Origin of the sequence: Chelativorans sp. YIM 93263, from assembly GCF_028767125.1 — a bacterium.
In the GTDB taxonomy this organism is placed as follows: domain Bacteria; phylum Pseudomonadota; class Alphaproteobacteria; order Rhizobiales; family Rhizobiaceae; genus Chelativorans.
Genome location: NZ_JAKCWP010000003.1, coordinates 416,588 through 443,026 on the forward strand (window position 1 = coordinate 416,588; position 26,439 = coordinate 443,026).

The following is a 26,439-nucleotide window of genomic DNA, read 5'->3' on the forward strand; positions in this document are numbered from 1 at the left end:
TTGGAGAGCCCCATGCACGCGCAACCGAAAGCATCGCACTACATCAACGGGGATTTCGTGGAGGATACGCACGGCGATCCGCTCGATGTCTTCTATCCGGCGACGGCGGAGAAAATCGCTCAAGTGCATATCGCCACGCCCAATATTGTCGAGCTTGCCGTCGAGGCGGCACGTTCCGCTCAGGACGCCTGGGCGCGCCTCAGGCCGATCGAGCGCGGGCGCGTTCTAAGGCGTGCCGCCGACATACTGCGTGAGCGCAATGACGAGCTGGCGCGGCTGGAAACGCTCGACACCGGCAAGGCCATTCAGGAGACGCTGGTTGCCGATCCCGCCTCGGCGGCGGAAGCGCTGGAGTATTTCGGCTGCGCCGTCGCCGCCCACAACGGCGATCATATCGAGCTCGGAGGCCCCTTCGGCTATACGCGGCGCGAGCCGCTCGGAGTCTGTGTCGGCATCGGCGCATGGAATTATCCCATCCAGATCGCCGCGTGGAAGGCAGCACCCGCACTCGCGGCGGGCAACGCGATGGTTTTCAAGCCATCGGAGAACACGCCGCTTTCAGCGCTGGCGCTTGCCGAGATCCTAACCGAGGCGGGCCTGCCGGACGGGCTTTTCAACGTCGTTCAGGGCGCGGGAGAAACGGGTGCCGCGCTCACCAGCCATCCCGGCGTGGCAAAGGTCTCCGTCACCGGTTCCGTCGCCACGGGCAAGAAGGTGATGGCGCTTGCCGGCGAGCACATGAAGCACGGCACGATGGAGCTTGGCGGGAAATCGCCCATTGTCGTGTTCGACGATGCCGATGTCGAAAATGCCAGCGGCGGCGCGATGCTCGGCAATTTCTATTCCACCGGACAGATCTGCTCCAACGGCACGCGGGTCTTTCTGCAGAAGGGCATTTATGACCGCTTCCTCGAGCGGCTGACCGAGCGCACGCGCGCCATCCGGCTGGGCGATCCGCTCGACCCGGACACTCATCTGGGCCCCCTCATCTCCGCCGCGCAGCGCGAGCGCGTCATGTCCTATATCGATATCGGAAAGCAGGAAGGCGCACATCTCCACTATGGCGGCGGCACGCCCAGCTTGCAGGGCTTCGAGGACGGCTTTTACATCGAGCCGACAATCTTCACGGAAGTGGGCGACCACATGCGCATCGCCCAGGAGGAGATCTTCGGGCCGGTCATGTGCGTCTTTTCGTTCGACACGGAAGAAGAAGCCATCGAACGGGCCAACGACACCGCCTTCGGCCTCTCTGCAGGCGTCTTCACGCGCGACATGGCACGCGCGCACCGCGTCGTCGCCGAGCTTCAGGCCGGCACGTGCTGGATCAATGCCTACAATTTGACGCCGATCGAACTCCCCTTCGGCGGCGTGAAAGATTCAGGGATGGGCCGCGAAAACGCCCTTGCGGCGCTTGATCACTATACCCAGATCAAGTCGGTCTATGTCGAGACCGGCGACGTCGACAGCCCTTACTGATCCGTGTTAGGCAAACAGGGTTTTTCGGCTTGCGAAGGGGCGGCACGGCAGCTATAAGCCCGCCGTCGGGTTACGGAGTGTAGCGCAGCCTGGTAGCGCACCTCGTTCGGGACGAGGGGGTCGCAGGTTCGAATCCTGCCACTCCGACCAGACAAATCAGTGACACACTATACTCATCTCGATTCACGGCAACGGCAATGAAAACACATTGCCCTCTCCCTGCTCTGCCGCTGGTGAATGCATCGCCATCCTCAGCCTGATGCTCGGGTAACGGTGTATCCCCTTCAAGCGTACGAGGTCAGCGGCCAGCCAACATTCGTGCCGGCCTGCATGAGCCAAGTGGCCGCGGTGTACCGAAGTAGTGGACGGCGCAATCGCGCTCATCACCACCGCATCGTGCAGCGCGCGCTGACCATGGGGACATGGCAGTGCCTATCCATTTAGACTTCAGTGTCTACGGCCAGACACTGCAAAGCGTGCAATGTTCAACAGGCCCAGTAGAGGCTTTTCGCCTGCTGGTAAGCACGAAGTCCTTGCAGTCCTTTTTCCCGTCCAAGCCCGGAAAGTTTGAAGCCGCCGAATGGTGCCGCGATCGAGAGCTGCTTATAAGTATTGATCCAGACGGTTCCCGCCTCGAGCGCCCGCGCCGCGCGCCAGGCTTTCCGGTAGTCGTTCGTCCAAATTCCGGCGGCAAGGCCGTAGACGCTGTTATTTGCATCCGCGATCAGGTCGTCCTCGCCGTCGAAGGTCATGAAGCACAGGACAGGGCCGAATATTTCCTCCTGCGCGACCTCGGCGCTGTTGTCCATCCCGCCGATGATCGTCGGCTGATAATAAGCGCCATCGGCGAAGACCTCGCCTTCGGGGCGGCATCCGCCCAAGAGGATCTCGCCACCGGCCTCCACGCCGCGCCGCACGAAATCCTCGACACGATCCCGGTGCGCGAAGGAGGCTAGCGGCCCCAGCACGCTTTCGGGGTCGCTCGGCGGACCGAGCCGCATGCCCTCCGCCTCTGCGACCAGCAGGCCCTGGAACTCATCCGCCACGGATTTTTCCACGAACAGACGCGAACCGGCAACGCACGACTGGCCGGTTCCGCCAAAAATACCCTTCGCCACCGATTTGGCTGCGGCTTTCAGATCGGCATCGGCAAAGACGATGTGGGGCGACTTACCGCCCAGTTCGAGGATCATCGGGACCAGCCGGTCGGCCGCGCCCCTGGCGATGCTCTGGCCCGTCGACGTGCCGCCGGTAAAGCTGATGAGGCCAATGCGGGAATCTTCCACAAGCGCGACCGCAGTCTCGACGCCGCCAGCGACCACCGAGAGGAGGCCTTCGGGAAGTCCTGCGGCAACGACGCACTGTCCCAGCGCCAGCGTGACAAAGGAGGTTGTCTCGGCCGCCTTGAGCACCACCGAATTGCCCGCCGCCAATGCCGGCGCGAGCTTTTGCGCGCCCATGGTCAAAGGCGAATTCCAAGGTGTCAGCGCGGCGACCACCCCGACCGGCTCATGAACGGTCATCGTGAAATAATCGCCGCGCGCGGGCGGCATCGCGTCCTCGATGCATTCGCACACGGCCGCGTAATAGCGAAAGATGCCCGCCGCCGCCATCGCCTGCGCCCGGCTTTCGGTGCGGGTTTTGCCGTTCTCGTTCATCTGCAGCTCGGCCAGATGGTCGGCCTGTCTCTCGATCTCATCGGCAGCCCGCGCGAGAACACGCGCGCGCATATGGGGCGGCTGCAGACCCCAGGCTGTGCTGCGTCCGGCTTCCTGCGCAAGCGCGATGGCGTTGCTGACCTGTGCGGGCGTGGAAGTGCCAATACGTCCGATCCGCTTGCCGTTTGCCGGATTGATGACGTCCATGACCGGCCCGTCGCCAGCGACGGGACGGCCGCCGATCAGCAGATCCTCGATCCGGTCCGGCAGTGGCATAGTAGCCGGCTCAGCGAACAGCGACATTAGCGAATTCCTTTCTTCAATGGCCGAGATAGGCAGCACGGATTTCCGGGCTTGCCAGCAATTCGTGACCCGTACCGGTGAGTTTGACGCTACCGGTCTCGAGCACGATGCCCGTTGCGGCCAACGACAGCGCCATCTGCGCATTCTGTTCGACGAGCAATACCGTCATGCCCAGCCCACGGCTGATCTGCTCGATGATGCGGCCGAGTTCGGCAACGATAATGGGTGCAATACCGAGCGACGGTTCGTCGAGCAGGAGAACGCGCGGTTGCGCCATCAGCGCGCGGCCGATAGCGCACATTTGCTGCTCCCCGCCCGAAAGCGAGCCGGCCGCCTGCCTTTTTCGTTCCTGCAGGCGGGGGAAGTACCCGTAGACACGCTCCAGCATTTCTCGTCGGGCGCGGCGATCGGATACCGTGTAGGCACCCATCATCAGGTTCTCCTCCACCGTCAGCCTGCCGAACAACCGCCGCCCCTCCGGCGATAGCGCGACGCCAAGCCTGAGGGCGGCGCCAGGTTTCGGCGCAACCGCTTCGCCGCCAACGGTGATGGTGCCTTCGACCGGCTCCACCAGCCCGCATATTGCCTTAAGAACGGTGCTCTTGCCCGCCCCATTAGAGCCGACCAGTGCCGCAATCTGGCCCTCCGGGACGTCGAAGCTGACACCATGAAGCGCGCGGACGGGCCCGTAATTGACCGTCAGTTCGCGGATAGACAGATCACTCGGCATGTTCGACTCCAAGGTAGGCCTCGATGACCTTGGGGTCGTTCTGCACATCGGCAGGCCGGCCATCTGCGATTTTTTCACCGTGGTCCAGCACCACGATGTGATCGCACAACCGCATGATGAGGCGCATGTGGTGCTCGACGATCAGGATGCTTAAGCCAAAGCGGTGCTTGAGATCGGAAAGGATGGAAGCGAAGCGATCGATCTCGTCCGGATTGAGCCCGGCGGCGGGCTCGTCCAGGAGCAGAAGCGAGGGACGGGTTGCAAGGCCGATGGCCACCCCCAGACGTTTCTGATGACCATAGGCTAGCGTCCCCGCGATACGCTCGGCATGAGCGGTCAGCGCCAGCACCTCCATCACCTCCTCGGCCGTGGCATGGGCGGCGGCTTCGGCCTCGCGCGCCCGCTCGCCCCCAAACAGTGAGGGAATTAGCCCCAGCGGGTAACGCAGCAATGCGCCACGCAATATGTTTTCCCGGACCGTCGCCTTGGGAAAGGTCGTGGCAGCCTGAAAGGTGCGGGCAAGGCCGCGCCCCACGATGCGGTGCGGCGGCAAGCCGGTGATCTTACTGCCGTTGAAAACAACCTTGCCCGCAGTGGCCGGCAGGGTGCCCGTAATGAGATTGAAGCAGGTGGTTTTGCCGGCGCCATTGGGACCGATAACCCCCGTTGTTTGGCCCTTTTCCGCCGTGAAGCTTACATCGGAAAGCGCTGCCAAGCCGCCAAATCTCTTGCTGAGCCCTTCGACCGTTAGAATACTGCTCATCGCTGATCTCTCCGCAAACGGGCGATTTGCTCCGGCAGCCCGGCTAGGCCCTGCGGCAGAAACCGCAGCACTGCAATCAGGATGACACCATAGATAATATGCTGGTACTCCACCGCTCCGCGCAGGAATTCGGGCAACGGCGTCAGGAAAACAGCGCCCACCAGCGGTCCCCAAAGCGCAAGACGTCCACCCGTAACCAGCATGATCACGTAGGAGACGGAGAGTTGGAAGGCGAAGGTCTCCGGAGAGACGAAGCCGACATAGTGTGCCATGATCGAGCCGGTGGCACCGGCAATGGCACAACCGATGACGAACGCGAGGCTCTGCGTGCGGGCCGTCGGGATTCCGGAGGATTCGGCCAGCGCCGGGTTTTCCTCGACAGCGGCGAACCGGCGGCCAAGCTGGCCATTGCGGATCAGCCATAGAAGCGCCATCACCACGGCGAGGCAGATCAATGTGAAGATATAAACCTGCCATTGGGCGGCGAGCGTTATCCCGAACAGTTGGATCTTGGGAACGCCGGCGATCCCGCTCGAACCGCCGGAGATGCCAGGGAACTCAAGCATCACAAGACGGAACAGCTCGTTCAACGCGAAGGTGATCAACACGAAATACACCCCGCGCAGGCGCAAAAGTGGCGCACCTATGATATAGGCGACGGCCCCGGCGACCACGGCAGCTGCAGGCAGCCCGACCAGAAAAGGCAGATCCAGGCGCGTGACCAGGAGAACCGACGTATAGGCTCCAATGCCGACAAAGGCGGCATGCGCCAGCGACAGCTGGCCCACCCAGGCGATGACCGCCAGACCACCCGTCGCCATGCCGGCCAAGCAAACCATGATGCCGATATGGAAATGGAAGACGCTGCCGGTGAACCACGGCACCGCGGCTAGAGTTGCCAGCAGCGCCACGAACAACCAGCCGCCGAATGCGCTTGCCATTGGGGGCGCAGAAACCGAAGTGCTCATGCCTCCCCCCTTCCAAGCAGGCCGGCTGGCCGGATCAACAGGACCACGACCACCAGCGCGAATGTCACGATGTCGGCTGCCGAAGCACTGACGAAGGAGCTCGTCAGGCTTTCAATCAAGCCAAGCAGGATTGCAGCCAGCGCAGCACCGGGGATAGAGCCGAGGCCCCCGAGGATCACGACGATGAAAGCCTTCAGAAGCGGCGTCGCACCGATGAAGGGCGAGACGCCGAAAAGCGGCGCCATCAACCCACCGGCAACGGCGGCAAGCGCCACACCAAGTCCAAGCCCCAGCGGATACATGATCTCAAGCCGCACGCCGTAGATCGCTGCAACTTCCTGATCCTGCACCAGGGCCCGCAATGCGCGCCCCATGCGGGTGTGCATCAGGAAGACGTAGAACGCCAGCAGGATCACCACGCCCACGCCAAGCGTGAGGGCGCGCGATTGTGGAACGATGAGGTCTCCGAGGCGGTATACCCCCGACACAAGGGCGGGGAAGGATTGAGGATCGGGCCCGAAGATTATGAGCGCGGCGTGCTGCAGGATCATGGCCAAGCCGAGCGAGGCGATCATGCCCGACAGCTCATCCGCGCGAAAAGGCCTGAATACGATCCGCTCCACCAGCGCCCCGAGCAGGATCGCCAGCGCAGCGGTCAAGGCTAGCGCGAGTGGGAAGGGAAGCCCAAGCCAGTTCACCCCGATCAGTGCGAGGAAAGCCCCGATCATGTAGAATTCGCCATGTGCGAAATTGACGATTCGCATGACGCCGAATGCAAGGGTGAAGCCTATCGCCATCATCAGATAGAGCGTTCCGAGAATCACCCCATTAATGATCGATTGTGCGATCAGAAAACTCACGAACCGGACCTTTCGTTGAAGAAGATCGCGCGCGAGCGGAGCTCGCACGCGGTGTTTGCGCTATTCGCAGCCCGTCGTGGTGCATCTGGCGACGATGACCTCGGCGCCGTCTTCCACCCGGGCGATGTAGAACGGGGAGTCGAGCTGATGCGCAATGCCGTAGGGCTCCTCGCCGGTCCAGTTCATGGTGCCCAACACGCCTTCGTAATCGGTTAGTCCTTCGAGCGCCGTCTTCACAGCCTCGGTGTCCTCGACAGTGCCGGCCTCCTGCATGGCAGCGAACAGCATCTTGGTGCCGTCGTAGAAGAAGGGCGAGAAGCCGTTCATCGTCTCGCCATACGTTTCGACATAGCGCGCTTCGTAAGCGGCGGCTTTCTCGACGCCCGGATCGAACGCCGAATGCACGAACATGCCTTCGGTAGCCGCGTTACCGGCGACATTGACGATCTCTTGTGTCGCAGGACCGCCCGTGCGCACGATGACGCCCTCAAAGCCTATGTCGCGGGCCTGCTGAACGATCTGCCCCGCCGTAACCGGAGAATTGCCGTCCAATTCGATCGCATCGACGCCCTGCGCCACGATGCGTGTGAGCAGTGGGATGAAATCGACGCGGTCGCGCTCGAAGAATTCCACGGCCGCCAATTCCGCGCCGGCCGCCGAATAGGCCGCGGCAACATCCTCGGCGATCGCTTCGCCCGTCTCGTCTTTCGGAAAAAGGGCGCCCACCGTCTTGATGCCCTGGTTGGCCACGATCCAGTCGATCTGTGGTTGCGCCACCTCGGCGGTCGTCGGATTCGGCCGGAACGTGTACGGCTTCTCCGGCGAAAGCGCCTGCGCGGTGAAGCCGAGCGTCATCGTGATAACACCGTTTTCCTCGGTGATTGGCTGAATGGCCAGAATTGGTGCGGAGCCGACCGTACCGATGATATACTTGACCTTCTCCTCGAAAACGAGGCGATTGGCGGCTGTGACCGCTTCATTTGCCTTGTAGGAATCGTCGTACGGGATGACCTCGACCTTATAATTCGTGCCGCCGACTTCCAGCCCGCCATTCTCGTTTACGTCTTCGGCCGCGAGTTCGGCCGCGCGCAGCATCCCTTGCCCCCAGCTTGCTCCGGCACCGGAAAGGGTGACCAGCGCGCCGATTTTCAACGTCTCTTCCTGCGCTATCGCGTTGCCGGCCATCAGGGCCACGGCAGAAGTTATTGCCAGAATTCTGCTCATTCTCATCATATTTCCTCCCGTTTCATTTGGCCGGCGTGCTTGCTTCAGCCGGCGGAGCCGAGGCTGCGATTTCCTGCAGCACCGGATGCAGGTAGCGGGCAAACTGCCCGTAATTCTCGCTCATCGGAAAATGGCCCAACCGTTCCATTACGATCGCGCCGCATCCCGGAATCTGTTCCGCCGTGGCCAGCATGTCCTCGGGCCGGCACGAGAAATCGTACTCGCCTGCCATCAGCCATAGTGGACAGCGCTGTGTGTCGATCCGACGAATCGTCTCGCGCAGGTCGCCATCGACGCGATAGAACCAGAGGTCGCCTTTGAAGATGCCCGGACCGCCCTGCATGTAGTGCCAAAGGGTCTCGTGCCGGTCGGCCTCGGGGCCACCGGGCGCGATCAAGCCCGAGATGAGCGCGGCGCAAACTTCGCCGCCGTGAACGTCGGGGCGATGCAGCCAATCCGTGTCGTACCACGGCTCCTGCCACGCCGCGCCCTGCGCGCCGATTAGCCCCCGGAAACAGCCGGCGTGATCGGCCGCGAGCTGCAACACGATGCGCCCGCCAATAGAGCAGCCGAGCACGACCGGCCGGTCAAGGCCGAGCGCCTCGCAGACTGCAAGAATCGTCGAGACATAGGCGGCAGTAGTGAGGCGGTATTCCTCGTCCTGCCAACCTTCCGGCGGGCTGGATTTGCCGTGCCATGGCATATCGAAAGCAATGACGCGGAAGCGGCTCGTCACTTCAGGATCCAGGAGAAGGTCCCGGTACTGCCGGCCGTCCGCACCCGCCGTGTGAAGACAGAGAAGCGGGATGCCCTCGCCTGCTTCCTCAACATAAAGGCGATGTGGCCGCCCACCGATTTCGAGGCGCAGATAGCGTCCGGTGATTGAGTCAAAGCGCGCGGTCACGACGCGCCCCTGGGCAGAGCGACGATGTCCTTCACAAGTTGAAGGTGGCGCATCAGCGGCAGGAAGTTGCCTTCAATGCGCATGCGTCCGTGCCGGGCCATGCCGAAAATATCGTTGGCATCGGGCCGGGGAAACAGCGACCAATGATCGGCCCACGCGTCCGGCGCAGCCCTCAGCGCCACGTCCCACCCGTCCATCGGACCGGAAGTGTCCTGGATCTGAAGCGTTCCACAATCGAGCCGCAGCCGCTTGCACTCTTCACCTGCCTCGAGCAACAGGGTGATCCGGGCTCGCGCGGCCCCCCGAACCAACGCTTCAGACGCTGCGAACAGGGCAGGAATTCGCGCAAAAGACTCGGCAATCCCGCTCCCCATCTACGCCTCCATGTGGTTTGTTTGGCAGAACATTTGGTCTGTTTTATAAACGCACTGTCAGCGGTTTGGCAATGCGTTTTCGTTTTCGAGCTCCCGCCAGCCCTGTTGAAACGCATCCTAACGAAACAAATTGTTGCGTCTAGCAGAATTTTAGGTCTATTTCCTGAAACAGGAGGTACTGAATTTGTCTATCGATCCAAAATCTCCCCTATGCCCCCTCGAGCAGGTCACACGCATCGGCAGCGGCCTGGAACGACCTGAATCCGTTCATGCGTTTGCAGATGGCACCCTTGCCGTTTCGCACCGCGGGCGCGGCGTAAGCCGCATCTCGGCCAACGGCACCGTCACTACGATCGGGCCCGATCCGGCTCTTGCGGGCGGGCACGAGTTGGTTCCGAACGGAATCGCACCACAGCCCGACGGAAGCTTCCTTTTGGCCAACATCGGAGAGGGCGGCGGAATCTGGCGGCTCGCGCCGGACGGCAGCCTCTCGCCGCACCTGATGGAAGCCGACGGCGTGTCACTGGCTGCGGCCAACTTCGTGATGACCGATCACGAAGGACGCACCTGGATAACCGTCAGTACGGTCCGACAGCCGCGATTCGCCGCCTACAGCGACAAGGTGGCCGACGGTCTGATCGTGCTGATGGACGGTAAGGGCGCGCGGATCCTCGCGGACGACATCTGCTTTTCGAACGAATGCCGCCTTACGCCGGATGGTGCGGGCCTCGTCATCAGCGAAACCTTTTCACGACGAATCACCCGCTTCGATCTGGCCGATGGCGGCCTCACCAATCGCCGCACCTTCGCCCAGTTCGGCCGCGGCGATTTCCCCGATGGCATCCGCTTCGACAGCCGTGGCAACCTCTGGGTAACCTGCATCGTCTCGAACCGTCTGTGGCGCCTTTCGCCGGAAGGCGCGAAGAGCCTTATCCTTGAAGATTGCGACGATGCCCTTGTCGACCGGGTGGAGACGGCGCTGGCTGAGGCGCGCATGGGGCGCGAGCACTTCTACGACACCGGCGCCAGCCGCCTCGGCAACATGGCGAGCATCGACTTCTCCGCTGACGAAAGCACGGCCTATCTCGGCTCGCTTTGCGGCGATTCGATCCTTTCCCTCCCTATCAAGCACATTCCAGGAGAACAGACATGACTTCACCGACGATCGGCTTCGCCGGCCTCGGCGTGATGGGCGAGCCCATCTGCCGCAATATCCTCAGCAAGTCCGGCGCGGCGATGCATGTCTTCGATCTCAAGCCCGAGCCCGTCGAACGGCTGGTGCAGCTTGGCGCGCAGCGCGCCGAAAGCGCGGCCGAACTGGCAGAAAAGGTCGATATCCTTTTTCTGTCGCTTCCCGGCGGCAAGCAGGTGGAGGCGGTGGTGCACGGTCCGGGCGGGGTGCTCGAAACGGCACGCGAAGGCCTCCTCGTGGTCGATATGTCCACCGCGCCCGTCGGTCTGACCAGAAGCCTTGCCGATGACCTAGCCGCCAAAGGGATTGCCTTCGCCGATGCACCCGTGGCGCGTACACGACAGGCGGCAGAGGACGGAACGCTATCGATCATGGTCGGGGCCAGTGACGAAATTTTCGCACGTCTTCGTCCAATCCTGGCCCACGCGGCGACCGACATCACCCATTGTGGCCCCGTCGGTTGCGGTCAGGTGGTCAAGATCCTAAACAATATGGTGCTGTTCGAAACCGTCGTCGCGCTTTCGGAAGCCTTGGCGCTAGGCAAGTCCGCCGGCGTGGATGGGAAACTGCTGTTCGAGACTCTGTCCAAGGGATCGGCAGACAGTTTCGCGCTGCGCAATCATGGCATGAAGGCGATGCTGCCGGACGTGTTTCCCGAGAGCGCCTTCCCCACCGACTACGCCCTGAAGGACGTCGCCTGCGCGCTCGATCTGGCGGAGCTGACCGGCATTCGGGCACCGGGCGCGGAGCTGGCCAAAGCCCGCATGGAGAAGGCACGCGAGGCCGGCTTCCCGAACGCTTACTTCCCCGTTCTTGCACGCGTCATCGACAAGGTCTGAGCGCCGCAGGGGTTCTCTTGGTCGAACGCCCCATGGCAGATTCGTCACGGTTTTTCGCTATCTGGCAATAGCGCGATATGGCTGGGGACAAGCGATCGATGTCGGTTTCAGGTTAAAGGCGCCGTGGCAGAATGGCCGCATTCGCCAGATGGCCGATTGCAGCGAAATGATCGTTTCGTTAAACAGAACAGATGCGCAGCACACAGGCAACGAGGTAGGCGCGTGAGCATGGATCAAAAGTTCGATATGGATGCGGACAAATCGCAGCGTGGCGTCGCGGCGGTGGACCGGGCCCTGTCGATAATTGCGGCCCTGGAAGCCTGGAGCATGCCGCGAAACCTGTCAGAGATTTCGCGTGCAACCGGTCTCTATAAAAGCACGATCCTGCGTCTCCTGCAGTCGCTGCAGGACGCAGGCTACGTGATACGTGTTGACGAATCCAAATATGCCCTCGGCCCGACGGTCATGCAGCTGGGCCTCGCTTACGAGCGCGCTAATCCGCTGCGTCATCTGTTTTTGCCGGTCATGCAGCGGCTGGTCGACGCCGGTCTGGAAAGCCCCTCCTTCCACATTCGCCAGACCGCCGAGGAACGCGTGTGCCTGTTCCGGCTGGACTCCAATCACTCGACGCTCGACCGTGTGCATGCGGGGGATCGCCTTCCGATGCGCCGCGGCGCGGCGGGCAAGGTTCTGCTTGCTTTCGGCGAGGATCACGCCGAAGGCGAGGAGATGGATCAGATCCGGCGTGACTGCTTTGCCGCATCCCTCGGCGAGCGTGACAAGTTTTGCGCCGGTGTGGCCGCTCCGGTCTTCACCCGCCGCGACCGGCTGATGGGTGCCCTCTCCCTCTCCGGCCCCAAGGAACGCTTCACCCCTGAAGATGTCGAACGGATGAAGGGGCCCTTACAGGCCGCTGTCCGCGAATTGACGACGGAGATGGGCGGGACCTATCCCACTTGAGCCGGCATTACTCCGGCCGCGACCTTAGACGGGGCGAAAGAACGGCAGTGGCGGCCCCTCCCCTTGCCGCCTGAATTCCACCTCCACGGCGTCGCCGATGGCGAGCTTTTCGGGCGCATCGGTCAGGATTTGCGTCATCATGCGAGGTCCTTCCGCCAGATCGACCAGCGCGACTGCATAGGGCAAATCCTCCTTGAAGGGCGCCGCAGCGCGATGCACAACCGTGACCGCATGAACTGTGGCTCGCCCAGACACCGATACCCATTGAAGATCGTCGGAAAGGCAAGACGGGCAAACGACGCGCGGATAAAAGACATGCTCGCCGCAGCCGGTGCATCGCTGCACCTTCAGAACGCCTTGGGCAGCGGCTTCCCAGAAGGGCGTGGTTTCGGAATCCGGAACGGGAACGGGCTTGTTGCTCATCGGCGTGGCTCCTTGCCAAGGATAAGGGTGGATCCGGCGGAGAGCGCGCCGCCGGTTCCATGAACGAGGGCGAGATTCACCGGCACCTGCCGCTCGCCCGCCTCGCCACGGATCTGGCGCACGGCCTCCACGAGAAGAAAAATGCCGTACATGCCCGGATGGGTATAGCTGAGACCGCCGCCCTGGGTGTTCATCGGAAATTCACCGTCGGGCGCAATGCGTCCGTGGGACACAAAATCCCCGCCCTCGCCTTTCCCGCAGAACCCCAGGTCCTCCAGTGTCATCAACGCGGTGATGGTGAAGCTGTCGTAGATCATCGCCAGGTCCATGTCCTGTGGCCGCAGGCCGGCGCTCGCAAAAGCCGCGGGCCCGGTGCGCGCGGCGGGCGTTACCGTCAAATCGGGCATGTTGGCGATCGAGGAATGGGTATGCGTCTCGGCCGAACCCCACAGCCAGACGGGTGCCTTGCGCGCATCCCGCGCCCGGTCGGCCCGGGTGACGACCACGGCGCCGCCGCCGTCAGTCACGAGACAACAATCGAGCTTGCCGAGCGGCGTGGCGATCATCGGTGCCGCAAGCACATCTTCAACGGTCAGCGGCTCATGCCGTGGCGCGTCAGGGTTTAGCCTCGCCCAGGCGCGCGCGGCGACCGCAATCTCAGCCAACTGCTCGCGGGTGGTGCCGTAGAGATGCATGTACCGGGAGGCTGCCAGCGCATAGGCGCCGGTCATCATCGGCAAGCCCCAGGGCGCCTCGAACTGCGAAAAAGGCAACCAGGGATCCGTGCCGCCGCCGAAGCCTGCACCGCCGCTCCGCTGGGTCGACCCGTATGTGATCAGGCAAGTGTTGCAAAGACCGGCATCAATGGCGAGGGCCGCATGCTGCACATACGCTTCGAATGAGCAACCGCCCAACGAGGTGGAGTCACTGTAGCTGGGGCAGATGCCGAGATACTCAGCCACCTGCACCGACGGCATCCTGGTGCCGTGCGACGAGCCGATCGACAACACGCCGTCCACTTCCGACAGGGGAATGCCCGCATCTTCGAGAGCCCGCTTGGCCGCCTGCGCATGCAGCTGCATTTCCGTGCGGTGCGGCAGGATACCGACCTCGCTTTCGGCGGCACCGGTAATCGCCACCGCATCCCTGAAATTGCGCCCCATGCGCTCAATCCTCGCTGTTTCGTTCTGCATTCCATTCGGCGAAGCTGCGGCCTTCGCCTGCCAATTGGGCAAGGAGCGGCGCCGGCCGCAACCTTTCCTCTTCCGCCTCCCGCGACCAGGCGTCGAGCGCAGAAGCGATCCGGTCCAGCCCCTCCTGGTCAGCCCAGTACATGAGGCCGCCTCGCCAGGCCGGGAATCCGTATCCATGGACATAGATCACGTCGATATCGCTCGGGCGCGCAGCGATCCCTTCTTCAAGGACGCGCGCTCCCTCGTTGACCATCGGATAGAACAGCCGCGCGATGATCTCTTCCTCGGAAAAAGTGCGCTGCTTGACGCCCAACCGGACGGCGATGCTTTCGATCAGCCTGTCTGTTTCGGGATCAGGAATGGGCGTGCGCCCGTCTTCGTAGCGATAGTACCCCGCCCCGGTCTTCTGGCCGAGGCGCCCCATCTCACACAGCGCGTCGGCTACCGGCAGATTGTAGCCCTGGCTTTGCCGGACAAGGCGGGAGACATCGAGGCCGGCCAAATCATTCATCTGGAAGGGGCCCATGGCCATGCCGAAGCGCGTCACCGCGCCGTCCACCTCAGCCGGCCGTGCGCCCTGCTCGAGCAGCAACTCCGCCTGGTGGTGGCGCTGGCGCAGGATGCGGTTGCCCACGAAGCCCGGACAATTACCGACGACAGCCGGTTGCTTGTCCAGCCGCCCGGCGATGGCAAGGGCTGTCGCCAAGCTATCGCCCGATGTTCTGGCGCCCCGTACGATCTCCAGCAGGCGCATCACGTTGGCCGGTGAGAAGAAATGCAGGCCGATCACGCGTTCTGGATGTTGTGTGGCGGAGGCTATGGCGTTGATGTCGAGCGATGAAGTGTTGGACGCCAGCACCGCCTCGCCGGCAACGATTCCGTCGAGATCGCGAAACAGCCGCTGCTTGAGTTCCATATCCTCGAAGACAGCCTCCACCACCACATTGGCGCCGTCCGCCGCGTCCAGCGCGGTAGCGGGGGTGATGAGTGCCATTCGCGCCTCGCATTCGTCCGGGCTGATCCGCCCGCGACCGACCGAAATCTCGTAATTTTTACGAATCCGCGCTAAGCCCTTCTCGAGCATCTCCTGCTTGGCATCGATCAGAACCACCGGAATGCCGGCATCGGCAAAGCTCATCGCAATGCCCCCGCCCATGGTGCCCGCGCCCACGACGGCCGCCCGATCAATAGTCCCAGCCGTTCCGGAGACGTCCACGGGCAGGCGCGCAGCCTTTCGTTCCGCGAAGAAGAGGTGCCGCATCGCGGCCGATTGATCCCCCGAACGCAGCTCCTGAAAGCGTCGCTGCGCCTCCTTTTGTGCCGTCGCATCATCCTGCCGGAAGCTGTCGCGAACCGCCTCGACAAGCGCCGCTAACGCATCGGCCCCGCGTGCGCGGCGCAATACCTTCTCGGCGGTATGCTCGAAGTCTTCACGATCAGCCCGCGCAGCCGCCGCCGTTTTCGGATCATCCGCCAGCTGCTGTGCCAGCGCGATGGCGGCACCCTGCAGATCATGCGAGACGGCGTCGACCAGCCCCATGCTAAGCGCCTCCTCGGCATCAAGCCGGCGACCCTCGGCCATGAGCCTGAGCGCCGCCGCCGCGCCGATGAGCCTTGGCAGACGGAACGTGCCCCCTGCGCCCGGAATGAGACCGAGGCGTATCTCGGGCAACCCTATCTGCGCATCGGGCGCGGCGACGCGGCCATGACAGGCTAGCGCCAGTTCGAAGCCGCCGCCGAGGGTGGGACCATGTATAGCAGCGACCACTGGCTTCTTCAGCGCTGCGATGTGCATGAATATCTCCGGCGAGGTCGGTTCTTGCGGCGGAGCGTTCAGCTGACGGATATCCGCTCCGGCGCAGAGCGAGCGCCCTTTGCCAGCTATCACCACTGCCCGCACGTTGGAATCAGCGGCAGCCTTATCGAGGCACGCCTCCAGGTCGACGCGCATATGGTGGCTGAGCGCGTTGACCGGCGGGTTGTCGATCATCAACAGCGCCACATCGTCCACGCGCTGAAGGGTTACGGCACGTTCAGTCATCCTATGTCTCCATTGAAGTGGTCACCGCATTGCGCCGGCGCCACGCCCGCAACGCCTGCCACAAAGAGAGCAGGAGCAAGCCCAGGGCGAGAGCGAGAAGGCCAGCACTGATCGGGCGCTCGATGAAAATGGCCAGATCCCCGCGCGATACCAGAAGCGCTCGCTTGAAATGCTCCTCGATCAGCGGGCCGAGGATGAAGCCCAGCAGAACCGGAGCGGTCGGGTAGCGAAGCATGTTCATGAAGAAGCCAAGAATGCCAAAGGCGAGAGCAACGCCGACATCGAACGGGTTGGATCGCACCGAGTAGACACCCACGCAGATGAGGAAGAGCATGGTCGGGTAGAGCACTCGATAGGGGACTGTCAGCAGCCGCACCCAAAGGCCGATCAGCGGCACGTTGAGTACCAGCAGCATGATGTTGCCGATCCAAAAGCTGGCCACCAGTCCCCAGAACAGCGTCGACTGCTCCTGAATGAATTGCGGCCCGGGGATGATGCCGTGGATCATCAGCGCGCCCAGCAGAATGGCCATCACCGCATCGCCTGGCACGCCGAGGCTGAGCGTCGGGATAAAGGCCGCCTGCACGGCGGCGTTGTTGGCCGATTCCGGCGCCGCGACACCTTCGACGGCACCCTTACCGAAGCGGGACGGGTCCTTCGCCACGCGCCGCTCCACCGCATAGGCGATGAAGGTCGCCATCGAGGGTCCGGAGCCCGGCAGCGCCCCGATGATTGAGCCGATGCCGGCGCCGCGCAGCGACGGCCACGGAATCCGGCGCCAATCGTCGCGCGTCGGCAGCAGGGAACGAAACGTAATGTCGCGCGCCAGGACCTGCGGTTGTTCGCGCCGGACTAGGGTCGACAGGATTTCCGATATGCCGAACAAGCCCATGGCGATGGCGACAAGCTGAAAGCCCTCCGCCATTTCGTAGCGGCCGAAAGTAAAACGCATGAGGCCGGAATTGATGTCCGTCCCGGGAATGGCGAGCGCCAAACCCAGCACCACCATGGCGAGCCCTTTGAGAGGCGAGCCGACGCTGAAGGTCGAAGCGGCTACGAGACCAAGGAACATTGCCGAGAAATACTCTGCCGAGTTGAACGAAAGCGCCAGGTTCGCGAGCATTGGCGTAAAGAACATCATCAGGCAGATCGCGAACATGCCGCCGAAGAAGCTGGTTATCGACGTCGTGAACAGCGCCACGCCGGCGCGCCCGTCGCGTGCCATTGGATATCCGTCGAGGCAGGTGACGGCCGCCGTCGCGGTGCCTGGAATGTTCAGCAGGATCGCAGCGGTCGAGCTGCCATACTGAGCGCCGTAGAAGATGCCAGCCAGCATGATCAGCCCGACCATCGGGTCGAGATAGTAGGTGAGCGGCAGGAGCATCGCGATTGCCGCCAGCGCGCCGATGCCGGGAAGGACGCCGACAAACGTGCCGACGGATACACCGATGAAACAGAAGAGCAGCGCGTCCAGGCTGAGGGCGGCCGAAAAACCGTGTGAGAGATTGGCGAGCGTTTCCATAGCTCACCACCAGAACGGGTCGAGCGAAACGCCGAGCCCGGGAACGAAAAGGAGGTAGCCGGCAATGGCAATGACTGCCGCCGACAGCAGGGCCGGCATCGCCCGGAACGGCGGGTCGGCGAACGCCGCAAGCACGATCATGCCGAGGGTTGCCGGAATCATACCGATGTGGCGTACCGTGAAGGCGAAGAACAGGATCGACAGGCCGATGGCAATGAGCGGTCGCAATCGGATCTCAAAGACCTCCTCCGGCGCGCGCAACGCCTCGAAGAGCAGACCGACGCCGAAGAGAGCGAGGAGCGTGCCCAGCGCCACCGGCATGAAGCCCGCCCCCATCCGGCGCAGCGACCCCAGTGGATAGTCCATGCCTTTCGCCGCCATGAAGACGCCGAAGGCGAGCACGGTCAGCGCCGCCGCCGTCTCCGGCCAGTTGATGTGTCGTCCCTTCATGCCGCCTCCCTATTGTCGCCTTACCAGGCGTCGACCATGGGTCGTTTGGACTCTTTCGGCAGTCGCGCCCGCGGCACCGCGGCCAATCCCGCCGCCAACAGGCTTCTGGTCTCGGCCGGGTCGATGACAGCGTCGATGCTGAGATAGGGGGCGATATTGACGGCCTTGCCCGCCTCATACATGCCGGCGACGATCTCGCGATAGCGTTCATCGCGCGCCTGCGAATCCGTGATCGCCTCGAGCTCCTTGCGGAAGCCCAAACGCGCAGCGCCTTCAAGGCCCATGGCGCCAAATTCTCCGGACGGCCAGCTGAGCGTCATCTGGCTGCTTTCGTGAAAGCTGCCGCCGCTCATGGCCATCGCCCCCAGGCCATAAGCCTTGCGCAGGATCACCGTCAGGAAGGGCGTGTTGAGGCTGGCTCCCACCAGGAACATCCGGCTGAAATGGCGGACATTGGCGCGCGTTTCCGCGTCCGGGCCCACCATAAAGCCGGGCGTGTCGACGAGACTGATGATCGGCAGGTCGTAGGCATCGCAAAGCTGCATGAAGCGCGCCGCCTTGTCCGCCTCGTCACGATCGAGCGCTCCGCCATTGACGGCGGCAACATTGGCCATGACGCCGCACGGGCGGCCTTCGATGCGGATAAGCGCCGTCACCAGCGCGGGACCGAACTGGCGGCGCAGTTCAAGCACGCTGTCCTTGTCGGCCACCATCTCTATCAAGGGCCGTACGTCATAGGCGCGTTTGCGGTCTTCAGGAACCGCGCCGCGCAGCATGCGCTCATCACCCGCCTCCCAATCCTCAAGTGAACCCTGGAAATAGGACAGATACTTGCGGGCGGCAGCTGTGGCTTCTGCTTCGTCCGCAACGAGGACGTCGATAACCCCGTTCGGCGCCTGCACCGAAACGGGTCCAACCTCTTCCGGCCGGTAAACGCCAAGCCCCGCCCCTTCGATCATCGCCGGTCCGCCCATACCGATATTTGCATCCTCGGTGGCTATCACCACGTCGCAGACCCCCAGTACGGCCGCATTGCCGGCAAAGCAACGCCCCGAAACGATACCCACCATCGGAGCCACGCCAGACATGCGGGCGAGCTGCCAGAATGTCGGGTTGGCGAGATTCACGCCCGGGCGGTTATCCGTGTCACCTGGACGGCCGCCGCCGCCCTCGGCATAGATGACGACGGGCAATGCTGACCTTTCTGCCACCCGCAGAAGCCGGTCCGTCTTACGATGGCCGATATTGCCCTGGGTGCCCGCAAAGACCGTATAGTCATAGGACATGACCGCCGCACGTGCCCGTTCGGAGCCAAAGATCGAGCCATTGATGGTGGCAAGCCCCGCCACAAGTCCGTCGGCCGGGCTGATCTGCCGCAGATGCTCTTCCGAATGGCGGCTGCGCTGCGCGGCGACGGCCAGCGCGCCATATTCGACAAAACTGCCTTGATCGCAGAGATCCGCGATATTCTCGCGCGCGGTACGCTTGCCCTTTGCATGCCGCCGTTTGACGGCTTCGGGCCGGGCGGCGTCGAAACCCATTTGGCGGCGCTTCAACGCTTCTTCCAGGTCGGGGCGAATACGGTCGGGATCGAAAGCTTCTTCGCGCGTTGCCGTATTAGCGGCGACGTCAGCCGGCTCCAGTACCACAAGGGCCTCTCCCGCGGCCACCACGGCGTCGACGGGGGCAAGACCGCGAACGTAGCCGGCGATCTTGGAGCTTACCACATGCTCCATCTTCATCGCCTCGAGAACGGCAACCGGCGCACCCTGCGCCACCGCATCGCCCTCGGCGACGAGCAGGCGCACGAGCACGCCGCCCATCGGGGCAGCCACGGCCTCGAACCCAGGCGGCACCGGAATGCCGCCGACCTCGCCGTGCAACGTCTCGGCCTCGCCGGCTCCCATCTGCTGCGGCGGATCCTCCGCCGCGACCAGGGTAGCCGCATGCTCGTCGACGAAGCGGGTGGTGATGGCACCACTTCGCACTTCCTGGAGCGCCAGGATCTTGCGCAGAAAGCCCAAATTGGTCGGCACGCCGTCGACGCGGAACTCCGCCAGAGACCGGTCGAGGCGCGTCAGGGCCTGCACCCAGTCCTTCCCGCGCACGATGACCTTGGCGAGCAGGGAATCGTAATGTGGCGACAAGTTCAGGCCGCGATAGCCCCCGCCGTCCACACGCACCCCCGGGCCTCCGGGTGTCTCGTAGGCGTTGATGCGCCCGGAGGCCATGCGGGCACTGCCGTCGGGACTCATTACTTCCGCATTGATGCGCGCCTGGACAGCGATGCAGCGTGGCTCGGGAATCGCCTCTTGCTCAAGGCCAAGTTCTTCAAGGCTGTCACCGGCGCATACGCGAATCTGCGCAGCCACGAGATCGAGGCCCGTCAGTTCTTCCGTAACCGTGTGCTCGACCTGAATGCGCGGATTGACCTCAATGAATGCGTAGTCTCCTCGATTGAGGTCAACCAGGAATTCCATCGTGGCAAGGCCGCGATAGCCGACTTCGGCTGCGATCCGGCATGCGTCCTGCAGCATGGCGTCGCGCATCGTGCGGTCGATCCACGGGCTTGGCGCGATTTCAAGCAGCTTTTGGTTGCGGCGCTGCAGCGTGCATTCGCGCTCCCACAGATGAACGACGCCACCCTGCCCATCGCCCAGTATCTGCACTTCTACGTGGCGCGCCCGCTCGATCAGGCGCTCGACATAAAGCGCGCCATCGCCGAAGGCGCTGCGTGCCTCGTTGCGACAACTCTCCAGCGCTGCCGGCAACTCCGCCGCGTTCCGCACCACCCGGATGCCCCGCCCGCCGCCGCCAGCGACGGCCTTGATCATAATCGCGGTGCCGCGCGGCTGAGCCTCGAAAAAGGCAGTTGCGCTCTCAAGAGTGGATACGTCATCGGCGCCGTCGACCACCGGGACGCCAAGTCGCCGCGCCAGGTCCCGCGCACGTGCTTTATCGCCCAGTTCCCGCAAGGCCGCCGCGTCCGGACCAATGAAGAGGATGCCTTCCTCCTGGCATCGGGCGGCAAACGCCGCGTTCTCGGACAGAAAACCATAGCCCGGATGAACCATGTCACAACCGGACCGCTTCGCAGCCTCGATCACCGCATCGATGTCCAGATACGCGGCCGCGCCTCGACCCGGCAGCAAAACAGCCTCATCGGTGCTATGAACATGCCGCGAGGCGGCGTCATCCTCAGGATGGATTGCGCAGGTGTAGAGGCCGAGATCCGCGGCCGTGCGCGCTAGACGGATAGCGATTTCGCCTCGATTGGCGATTAGCATGCGGCTGGACGTGAATTCGCTCGTCATGCAGCCGTGCGCCCCGCGCCATCCCCGCAGAACGTTCCATTCATGTCCATCCTCCTTCAATTCGTTCTCTCTGAAAGAACATATGTTCTAACTTGAGATCAAGTCCTTTTCTGCCGATCGGCTGTGAATTTGCCACCAGCTGAATGCAGACCGCCCCAAAAATTCCGCGAGGGCATTGCAAAATTTATTATTTGGTGCTCAGAATAGAACACATGGGCTATGTAACAGACCATTTTTCTTGAAAGGGAGGAACTCCATGCAGAAATTACGACCACTCGCCCTCGCGCTTATGCTCGGCCTTGGTTACGGCAACTCGGCACAGGCGCAGGACTGGCCCAGCGAACCGATCAAGATCATCGTCGGCTTCAGCGCCGGCAGCTCGATCGATTCCGTCGCTCGAATCGTCGGCGAGAACCTGACGAAGTCCCTGGGTCAGCCTGTCGTCGTTGAGAACAGGACCGGCGCCAACGGCATGCTGGCCGCTACGGCGGTGGCTCAGGCCGAGTCTGACGGGCACACCATACTGTTTTCGAACTCCAGCTCGATCACCGTGAACCCCACATTGTTCAACGATATACAGTACCAACCCCTGGAGGACTTCGAGCCGGTAACCAAGGTGGTGGCCACTCCCTTCATTCTGGTGACGAATCCCGAGAACGAGCGCACGGCCGGCGTTACCGATGTCGCCTCCCTCGTCGAACTGGCCCGCGAGAAACCGGACGAGCTCTCCTACGGTTCGGCCGGCATCGGCAATCTCATCCACATCGCGACGGAGCTGCTGTCGCAGCAGGCCGATGTGAAGATGACGCACATCCCGTACAAGGGCGCTGCGCCGATGGAAGTGGGTCTCTTGGGCGGCGAAATCGACCTCGCCTTCGACACGCCCGCCGGTGTTCCGCAGATCGAGGCCGGCAAGCTGACGGCACTTGCCGTTTCCGGCCCCGACCGCTGGCCGGGCCTGCCTGATACGCCGACAATGATGGAAGCGGGATACCCGGATTTCGACGTTACCTTCTGGACCGGCGTTTTCGTGCCGGACGGCACCGACCCGGCAATTGTGAAGGCGCTGTATGACGCCATCGTCGCTGCGACGGAAGATCCGGCGACGCGGGAGAAACTCGAAATGCAGGGTCGCCCCGTCGTTCCGACGCCCGAAGAGTTCCGCGCCCAGATCGCCGAGGAAACCGAGGTTGCAGCGCAGACCATCGAGGCCGCCGGCATCGTCGTCGAGCAATAGCGTAAAAGAATAGCACCGGGCCGCCCCTCGCGGCCCGGTGCGTCTTCGTTACTTCGCAGGATAGCCATGAATCACGATCCCGTCCAAAGCGCCGAGCGTCTCGCCCGGCTGTTCTCGCCCAGGTCCATCGCCATCGTCGGAGCCTCGGCCAACAAAAGTTCCTTCGGCGCACGCTTCATGGCCAACCTTGCGGGCTTCGAGGGGCGCCTGCACCTGGTCAACCCGCGTTATGACGACATCGACGGCATGCCGTGCAGCCGCTCGCTGCGGGATCTGCCCGAGGCGCCCGATTGCGTCATTGTGGCAACCGGTCTGGCGACCGTAGAGGCGATCTTCGAAGATTGCATCGCTGTCGGCGCAGGCGGCGTCGTGATGATTGCATCGGGCTTTGCCGAGACCGGCGAGGCGGACACGGCCGCGATCCAGGACCGACTCGCCACCCGCGCCGCCGAGAGCGGCGTGCCTCTGCTCGGGCCCAACGCGATCGGTTTCGTCAATTTCTCTTCTCGCGCCGGAGCCACCTTCCTGACGGGCCTCGATTTCGAGCGCGGCTTCGACCGCGCGCCGGAGGATCGCCGCATAGGGCTTGTCAGTCAGTCCGGTGCACTCGGCCTGTCATTGGCCCAGGCGATGAACCGGGGTGTCTTCTTCAGCCATGTTCTGTCGTGCGGCAATTCGGCGGATGTCGATCTCGCCGATTGTGCCAACTTCCTGGTCGACGACCCGGCCTGCAAGGTCATCGTCTGCCTGCTGGAGGGCCTCACCGCGCCGCGCCGCCTGGAGGAAGTCACACGGCGTGCCACCGCCGCCGGCAAACCCATTATCCTGTGCAAGATGGCGCATGGAGACACGGGCGCCCAGGCGGCCGCCTCCCATACCGGCAGCCTCGCTGGCTCCCACGCCGCCTACCGCTCAATGATCGAGCGGGCCGGCGGCATCGTGATCGACGCTTTCGAGGACCTTCTGGAAACGGCCTGCTTCCTCTCCAAAGTGGATGCGCCGACCGGCGACGGTGCCATGGTCATCGCCACCTCAGGCGGCGCCGCGATCCTGTCCGCAGACGCCGCCGAAGCGGCCGGCGTTCCGCTTCCCCAGCCAGACAGTGCGGTGCGCGACACCCTGCGCGCCCATATTCCCTCCTTCGGCAGTGCGCGCAATCCCGCCGACGTCACCGCCGAGGTGGTCAACAATGTGGAATCCCTCACCGCCTGCGTGCGCACGGTGCTCGACGAGGACGGCTATGCTGCCCTGGTGGTCCCGCACCCGCTGGCCTACGAGACAGCTTATCCCCGCATCGAGCTCCTTGATCGGCTTGGCCGGGAGGCAGGCAAAGTGATTTCGCTGGTCTGGCTGTCGGGTTGGCTGGAGGGACCTGGCGCGCGGGAGATCGAAATTGCCCGCAACCTCGCCCTGTTCCGCTCCATGGACCGCTGTTTCGAGACCATCCGCATCTGGACCGACTGGCACCGACGCCGCGCACAGTTGCAGACCACCGCCTCGGTCCGCGTCAGCGTTGATGAAGCGGGACGCGAAGTTGCCACGGCGCTTGCCGCATCGCCGCACCGCACGATTGCCGAACGCGAAGCCAAAGCGCTTCTGGCCGCGTATGGAGTGCCGGTGACGACGGACTGGCGCGCGACCTCCGCCGAGGCAGCGCGGCAGGCGGTGGTCGAAATGGGCGGCAGGCTGGTCATGAAGATCGACAGTCCCGACATCGCCCACAAGACCGAAGTTGGCGGGATCGCCCTCAATCTCGACACACCGGAAGCCGTTGCCGCCGCTTACGAGCAGATGATGGACGACGTTTCCCGCAATGCCCCCGATGCCGCCATCGACGGTGTAATCTTACAACGCATGATCCCCGAAGGCATAGAGATCGTCGTCGGTGCGCGCATTGATCCCGCCTTCGGACCCCTTGTTCTTGTGGGGCTCGGCGGCGTGATGGTCGAACTGCTGGCCGACAGCGTGACCGCCCCTGCACCCGTAACCCCCGACCAGGCCTTACGCATGCTGGAGAACCTGCGCGGCGCCAAACTGCTCGACGGCTTCCGCGGCCTTCCCGCCGTAGATCGCCAAGCCCTGGCAGACATCATCGCACGCGTCTCTGAATTTGCCGCAGACCACGCGAACCAGCTGGCGGAACTCGACCTGAACCCCCTCATCTGCCGCGGCAGCGACATCATTGCCGCGGACGCGCTTATCGTGCTCGCCGATCGAACGGGGTCGCGGCAGCATCATGCCGCTGCCGAATGAATAAGCCCGTCCTGCCGGCAAATGGCCCGGAAAAACTCTACGTGGCTACGTGCCAGGGTACCGCGCCGGGGGCATAGCGGCGGCCAAAGAGTTCGAAGAGCAAAGCCAGCAGCACGGTGACCGCCACGATGACCGTCGCCAGCGCGGCAGCGGCAGGGGAATTGCCCTCGTATTGCAGGAAGAAGACCATGATTCCGAGGGTCTCGTGGCCAGTCGACCAGAGAAGCGCCGACAGGGTTAGTTCATTGAATGCGGTCATGAAGATGAGCATGGCGCCCGCCACCGCAGCGGGCGCCACAAGGGGCGCGCCGATGGCGAGGAGGCGCCGCATTGGGCGAGCGCCGGCGATGGCCGCGGCTTCATCGAGACCGGTTTCGAGCGTTGCGAAGGCGGCATTGATCGGGCGCAGAGCGAGAAGGAGAAAGCGGGCGAGATAGGCAATCAGCAGAATCCAGATCGTGCCGTAAAGCGAAAAACCGAGGAGGGGCAGCGGCGGCAGGAACACGAGGATGATACCGACGGCGAGAACCGTCCCGGGGACGGCATAAGGCGCATCGGCGGCTGCATCGAGGAATCGGGCGACGGGCAATTGGCGGACGGTCGAAAAATAGGCCAAGGGGATGGCCGCAAGCGCCGAAAGGATGGCGGCGGCGGCCGCGAGGGTGAAGCTGTTGGCGAAGGCACGGCGCGTGCCTGCACTTTCGAACAGGACGAAGGAGAAGTTCTCGAGCGACATCGTCTCAAAGCTGAGCTTGACGCCCAGTGCAGGAACGAGCGCGCGGGAAACGAGCGCAATCAGCGGAAGGATCGAGAAAAAGAGTGTAGCCGTCCAGACGAGCGCGCTCACGGTCAGACGATGGCGGCCGAGCGCGAAGCTGCGCAGTGCGGGGCCGATGCGCGTCTGGACGGTGCGGCTGCGGGTTTCGAACACGATACGGATAACGATACCGAGAATGGAAAGGCCTACGAGGAGGTAGGCGATTGCGGCGACCTCGCCGAGGACCGAAGGGCCAAAGCCATTGAGACGCTGGTAGATGAGCGTCGTTAAGACCGTGACGCGGCCGGGGATGCCCAGAAGCGCGGGCACTCCGAAGTTGCCGATGGCCGAGACATAGGCGAGCGCACCCCCGGCAATGATCGCCGGCAACAGGAGCGGAACAACAACCGAGCGGACGATTCGCCAGGACCCGACACCACCAATGCGGGCGGCTTCCACGAGGTCGTTGGAAAGACCGCTTGCGGCAGCCGTAACCGCGAGGAAGACCAGTGGGGCGTGCTCGAGTCCCATCACCCAGATGATGCCGCCCATCGAATAGAGCGGGTTCGTCGTGCCCGGCGGCGGGGCGAGACCGAGTAGCTGAAGGATTACGCTCGAGGGACCAAGGAGTTCGATCCACGCCAGTGCCGAAATCTGCGGCGGGATCAGCATGGGGAGCATGGCGAGGAAGACGATCGCCTTGCGCCCCCATATGTCGGTGAGCCGAACGAAAAGCGCAAAGGCAACGCCTACGACGACCGAAACGCAGGTACTCAGCGAAGCGATGAGCACTGTGTTTGCGAGCGCGCGACCGACCGAACGGCTGCCCCAAGTATCACGCGCAAGGCCGAAGATCTGCCCCTCCTCGCCCGGCGCGAGGCCCTCGAGAAGCAGGCGCGCGAGCGGGATGACGACGACAACGACGACGTAAAGCAGAAGTCCGGCAAGAACGAACGTCTCGCCGGACGGGATACGCCTTAGAGTTGATGCCATCAACG

General features: G+C 63.4%; 21 protein-coding genes and 1 tRNA gene. 7 read left to right on the top strand and 15 right to left on the bottom strand.

From position 1 onward, the window contains the following. Window positions 1–12: 12 nt before the first annotated feature. Window positions 13–1,476: a betaine-aldehyde dehydrogenase gene (gene betB, locus LY631_RS09115; RefSeq protein WP_274424942.1), complete on the top strand. Its 1,464-nt coding sequence runs from the start codon at window positions 13–15 to the stop codon at window positions 1,474–1,476. Between the two features lie 73 nt (window positions 1,477–1,549). After that, window positions 1,550–1,626 (top strand) — tRNA-Pro (locus LY631_RS09120). A gap of 335 nt (window positions 1,627–1,961) precedes the next feature. Here the strand turns inward: LY631_RS09120 and LY631_RS09125 are convergent. From LY631_RS09125 to LY631_RS09160, 8 genes are read right to left on the bottom strand one after another with little or no spacing between them, the layout of a single operon-like run. Further along, window positions 1,962–3,437: an aldehyde dehydrogenase family protein gene (locus LY631_RS09125; RefSeq protein WP_274424943.1), complete on the bottom strand. Its 1,476-nt coding sequence runs from the start codon at window positions 3,435–3,437 to the stop codon at window positions 1,962–1,964. Window positions 3,438–3,453: 16 nt separating this feature from the next. Further along, a complete protein-coding gene (locus LY631_RS09130) occupies window positions 3,454–4,167 on the bottom strand; it encodes an ABC transporter ATP-binding protein (protein WP_274424944.1) in 714 nt (237 codons plus the stop codon). Next, on the bottom strand, window positions 4,157–4,930 hold the full coding sequence (locus LY631_RS09135; protein ID WP_274424945.1) for an ABC transporter ATP-binding protein: 774 nt from the start codon (window positions 4,928–4,930) through the stop codon (window positions 4,157–4,159). The genes LY631_RS09130 and LY631_RS09135 overlap by 11 nt, the downstream gene beginning before the upstream one ends. Then, window positions 4,927–5,898: a branched-chain amino acid ABC transporter permease gene (locus tag LY631_RS09140; protein WP_274424946.1), complete on the bottom strand. Its 972-nt coding sequence runs from the start codon at window positions 5,896–5,898 to the stop codon at window positions 4,927–4,929. The genes LY631_RS09135 and LY631_RS09140 overlap by 4 nt, the downstream gene beginning before the upstream one ends. Beyond that, window positions 5,895–6,758 carry a branched-chain amino acid ABC transporter permease gene (locus LY631_RS09145; protein ID WP_274424947.1) on the bottom strand — a complete coding sequence of 288 codons (864 nt, stop codon included), beginning with the start codon at window positions 6,756–6,758 and terminating at the stop codon, window positions 5,895–5,897. Before LY631_RS09145 ends, LY631_RS09140 begins: the two co-directional genes overlap by 4 nt. Before the next feature lie 60 nt (window positions 6,759–6,818). Beyond that, window positions 6,819–7,982, bottom strand: a complete 1,164-nt coding sequence (locus tag LY631_RS09150) for an ABC transporter substrate-binding protein (RefSeq protein WP_274424948.1) — start codon at window positions 7,980–7,982, stop codon at window positions 6,819–6,821. A gap of 22 nt (window positions 7,983–8,004) precedes the next feature. Then, window positions 8,005–8,886: an alpha/beta fold hydrolase gene (locus LY631_RS09155; protein ID WP_274424949.1), complete on the bottom strand. Its 882-nt coding sequence runs from the start codon at window positions 8,884–8,886 to the stop codon at window positions 8,005–8,007. Beyond that, window positions 8,883–9,260, bottom strand: a complete 378-nt coding sequence (locus tag LY631_RS09160; protein ID WP_274424950.1) for a hypothetical protein — start codon at window positions 9,258–9,260, stop codon at window positions 8,883–8,885. The genes LY631_RS09155 and LY631_RS09160 overlap by 4 nt, the downstream gene beginning before the upstream one ends. Window positions 9,261–9,444: 184 nt before the next feature. On the opposite strand from LY631_RS09160, the gene LY631_RS09165 reads away from it, so the two are divergent. The 3 genes from LY631_RS09165 (at window position 9,445) to LY631_RS09175 (ending at window position 12,251) form a co-directional block, all read left to right on the top strand. Continuing rightward, entirely contained in the window at window positions 9,445–10,413 is a 969-nt protein-coding gene (locus LY631_RS09165) for an SMP-30/gluconolactonase/LRE family protein (RefSeq protein ID WP_274424951.1), read from the top strand. After that, window positions 10,410–11,291 carry an NAD(P)-dependent oxidoreductase gene (locus LY631_RS09170; RefSeq protein WP_274424952.1) on the top strand — a complete coding sequence of 294 codons (882 nt, stop codon included), beginning with the start codon at window positions 10,410–10,412 and terminating at the stop codon, window positions 11,289–11,291. The genes LY631_RS09165 and LY631_RS09170 overlap by 4 nt, the downstream gene beginning before the upstream one ends. A gap of 228 nt (window positions 11,292–11,519) precedes the next feature. Continuing rightward, the gene (locus LY631_RS09175) at window positions 11,520–12,251 is read left to right on the top strand and encodes an IclR family transcriptional regulator (RefSeq protein WP_274425098.1); all 732 of its coding nucleotides are present in this window, start codon (window positions 11,520–11,522) and stop codon (window positions 12,249–12,251) included. A 24-nt stretch (window positions 12,252–12,275) separates the two neighbouring features. On the opposite strand, the gene LY631_RS09180 is transcribed toward LY631_RS09175, so the two are convergent. From LY631_RS09180 to LY631_RS09205, 6 genes are read right to left on the bottom strand one after another with little or no spacing between them, the layout of a single operon-like run. Further along, window positions 12,276–12,674 (bottom strand): Zn-ribbon domain-containing OB-fold protein, encoded by a 399-nt coding sequence (locus tag LY631_RS09180; protein WP_274424953.1) that lies wholly within the window; start codon window positions 12,672–12,674, stop codon window positions 12,276–12,278. Further along, window positions 12,671–13,837 (bottom strand): acetyl-CoA acetyltransferase, encoded by a 1,167-nt coding sequence (locus LY631_RS09185; protein ID WP_274424954.1) that lies wholly within the window; start codon window positions 13,835–13,837, stop codon window positions 12,671–12,673. The genes LY631_RS09180 and LY631_RS09185 overlap by 4 nt, the downstream gene beginning before the upstream one ends. A gap of 4 nt (window positions 13,838–13,841) precedes the next feature. After that, window positions 13,842–15,908 carry a 3-hydroxyacyl-CoA dehydrogenase NAD-binding domain-containing protein gene (locus tag LY631_RS09190; RefSeq protein ID WP_274424955.1) on the bottom strand — a complete coding sequence of 689 codons (2,067 nt, stop codon included), beginning with the start codon at window positions 15,906–15,908 and terminating at the stop codon, window positions 13,842–13,844. A 1-nt stretch (window position 15,909) separates the two neighbouring features. Continuing rightward, window positions 15,910–17,430, bottom strand: a complete 1,521-nt coding sequence (locus LY631_RS09195; RefSeq protein WP_274424956.1) for a tripartite tricarboxylate transporter permease — start codon at window positions 17,428–17,430, stop codon at window positions 15,910–15,912. Between the two features lie 3 nt (window positions 17,431–17,433). Beyond that, entirely contained in the window at window positions 17,434–17,880 is a 447-nt protein-coding gene (locus LY631_RS09200) for a tripartite tricarboxylate transporter TctB family protein (RefSeq protein ID WP_274424957.1), read from the bottom strand. Window positions 17,881–17,900: 20 nt separating this feature from the next. Further along, window positions 17,901–21,194 carry a carboxyl transferase domain-containing protein gene (locus LY631_RS09205; RefSeq protein ID WP_274424958.1) on the bottom strand — a complete coding sequence of 1,098 codons (3,294 nt, stop codon included), beginning with the start codon at window positions 21,192–21,194 and terminating at the stop codon, window positions 17,901–17,903. Between the two features lie 256 nt (window positions 21,195–21,450). Here LY631_RS09205 and LY631_RS09210 point away from each other — a divergent pair, with 256 nt between their 5' ends. Together LY631_RS09210 and LY631_RS09215 are read left to right on the top strand one after the other, a co-directional pair. Next, the gene (locus LY631_RS09210) at window positions 21,451–22,431 is read left to right on the top strand and encodes a Bug family tripartite tricarboxylate transporter substrate binding protein (RefSeq protein ID WP_274424959.1); all 981 of its coding nucleotides are present in this window, start codon (window positions 21,451–21,453) and stop codon (window positions 22,429–22,431) included. Between the two features lie 66 nt (window positions 22,432–22,497). Then, the gene (locus LY631_RS09215) at window positions 22,498–24,684 is read left to right on the top strand and encodes an acetate--CoA ligase family protein (protein WP_274424960.1); all 2,187 of its coding nucleotides are present in this window, start codon (window positions 22,498–22,500) and stop codon (window positions 24,682–24,684) included. A 37-nt stretch (window positions 24,685–24,721) separates the two neighbouring features. On the opposite strand, the gene LY631_RS09220 is transcribed toward LY631_RS09215, so the two are convergent. Beyond that, window positions 24,722–26,434 (bottom strand): ABC transporter permease, encoded by a 1,713-nt coding sequence (locus tag LY631_RS09220; protein ID WP_274424961.1) that lies wholly within the window; start codon window positions 26,432–26,434, stop codon window positions 24,722–24,724. Window positions 26,435–26,439: the final 5 nt, after the last annotated feature.

Excerpts from the sequence above, each read along its gene's own strand:
- betB (WP_274424942.1), top strand. The coding sequence starts at position 13 with ATGCACGCGCAACCGAAAGCATCGCACTACATCAACGGGGATTTCGTG.
- LY631_RS09180 (WP_274424953.1), bottom strand. The coding sequence starts at position 12,674 with ATGAGCAACAAGCCCGTTCCCGTTCCGGATTCCGAAACCACGCCCTTC.
- LY631_RS09200 (WP_274424957.1), bottom strand. The coding sequence starts at position 17,880 with ATGAAGGGACGACACATCAACTGGCCGGAGACGGCGGCGGCGCTGACC.
- LY631_RS09215 (WP_274424960.1), top strand. The coding sequence starts at position 22,498 with ATGAATCACGATCCCGTCCAAAGCGCCGAGCGTCTCGCCCGGCTGTTC.
- LY631_RS09210 (WP_274424959.1), top strand. The coding sequence starts at position 21,451 with ATGCAGAAATTACGACCACTCGCCCTCGCGCTTATGCTCGGCCTTGGT.
- LY631_RS09175 (WP_274425098.1), top strand. The coding sequence starts at position 11,520 with ATGGATCAAAAGTTCGATATGGATGCGGACAAATCGCAGCGTGGCGTC.
- LY631_RS09150 (WP_274424948.1), bottom strand. The coding sequence starts at position 7,982 with ATGAGCAGAATTCTGGCAATAACTTCTGCCGTGGCCCTGATGGCCGGC.
- LY631_RS09195 (WP_274424956.1), bottom strand. The coding sequence starts at position 17,430 with ATGGAAACGCTCGCCAATCTCTCACACGGTTTTTCGGCCGCCCTCAGC.
- LY631_RS09190 (WP_274424955.1), bottom strand. The coding sequence starts at position 15,908 with ATGACTGAACGTGCCGTAACCCTTCAGCGCGTGGACGATGTGGCGCTG.
- LY631_RS09130 (WP_274424944.1), bottom strand. The coding sequence starts at position 4,167 with ATGCCGAGTGATCTGTCTATCCGCGAACTGACGGTCAATTACGGGCCC.
- LY631_RS09160 (WP_274424950.1), bottom strand. The coding sequence starts at position 9,260 with ATGGGGAGCGGGATTGCCGAGTCTTTTGCGCGAATTCCTGCCCTGTTC.
- LY631_RS09205 (WP_274424958.1), bottom strand. The coding sequence starts at position 21,194 with ATGACGAGCGAATTCACGTCCAGCCGCATGCTAATCGCCAATCGAGGC.
- LY631_RS09140 (WP_274424946.1), bottom strand. The coding sequence starts at position 5,898 with ATGAGCACTTCGGTTTCTGCGCCCCCAATGGCAAGCGCATTCGGCGGC.
- LY631_RS09170 (WP_274424952.1), top strand. The coding sequence starts at position 10,410 with ATGACTTCACCGACGATCGGCTTCGCCGGCCTCGGCGTGATGGGCGAG.
- LY631_RS09185 (WP_274424954.1), bottom strand. The coding sequence starts at position 13,837 with ATGGGGCGCAATTTCAGGGATGCGGTGGCGATTACCGGTGCCGCCGAA.
- LY631_RS09135 (WP_274424945.1), bottom strand. The coding sequence starts at position 4,930 with ATGAGCAGTATTCTAACGGTCGAAGGGCTCAGCAAGAGATTTGGCGGC.
- LY631_RS09220 (WP_274424961.1), bottom strand. The coding sequence starts at position 26,434 with ATGGCATCAACTCTAAGGCGTATCCCGTCCGGCGAGACGTTCGTTCTT.
- LY631_RS09125 (WP_274424943.1), bottom strand. The coding sequence starts at position 3,437 with ATGTCGCTGTTCGCTGAGCCGGCTACTATGCCACTGCCGGACCGGATC.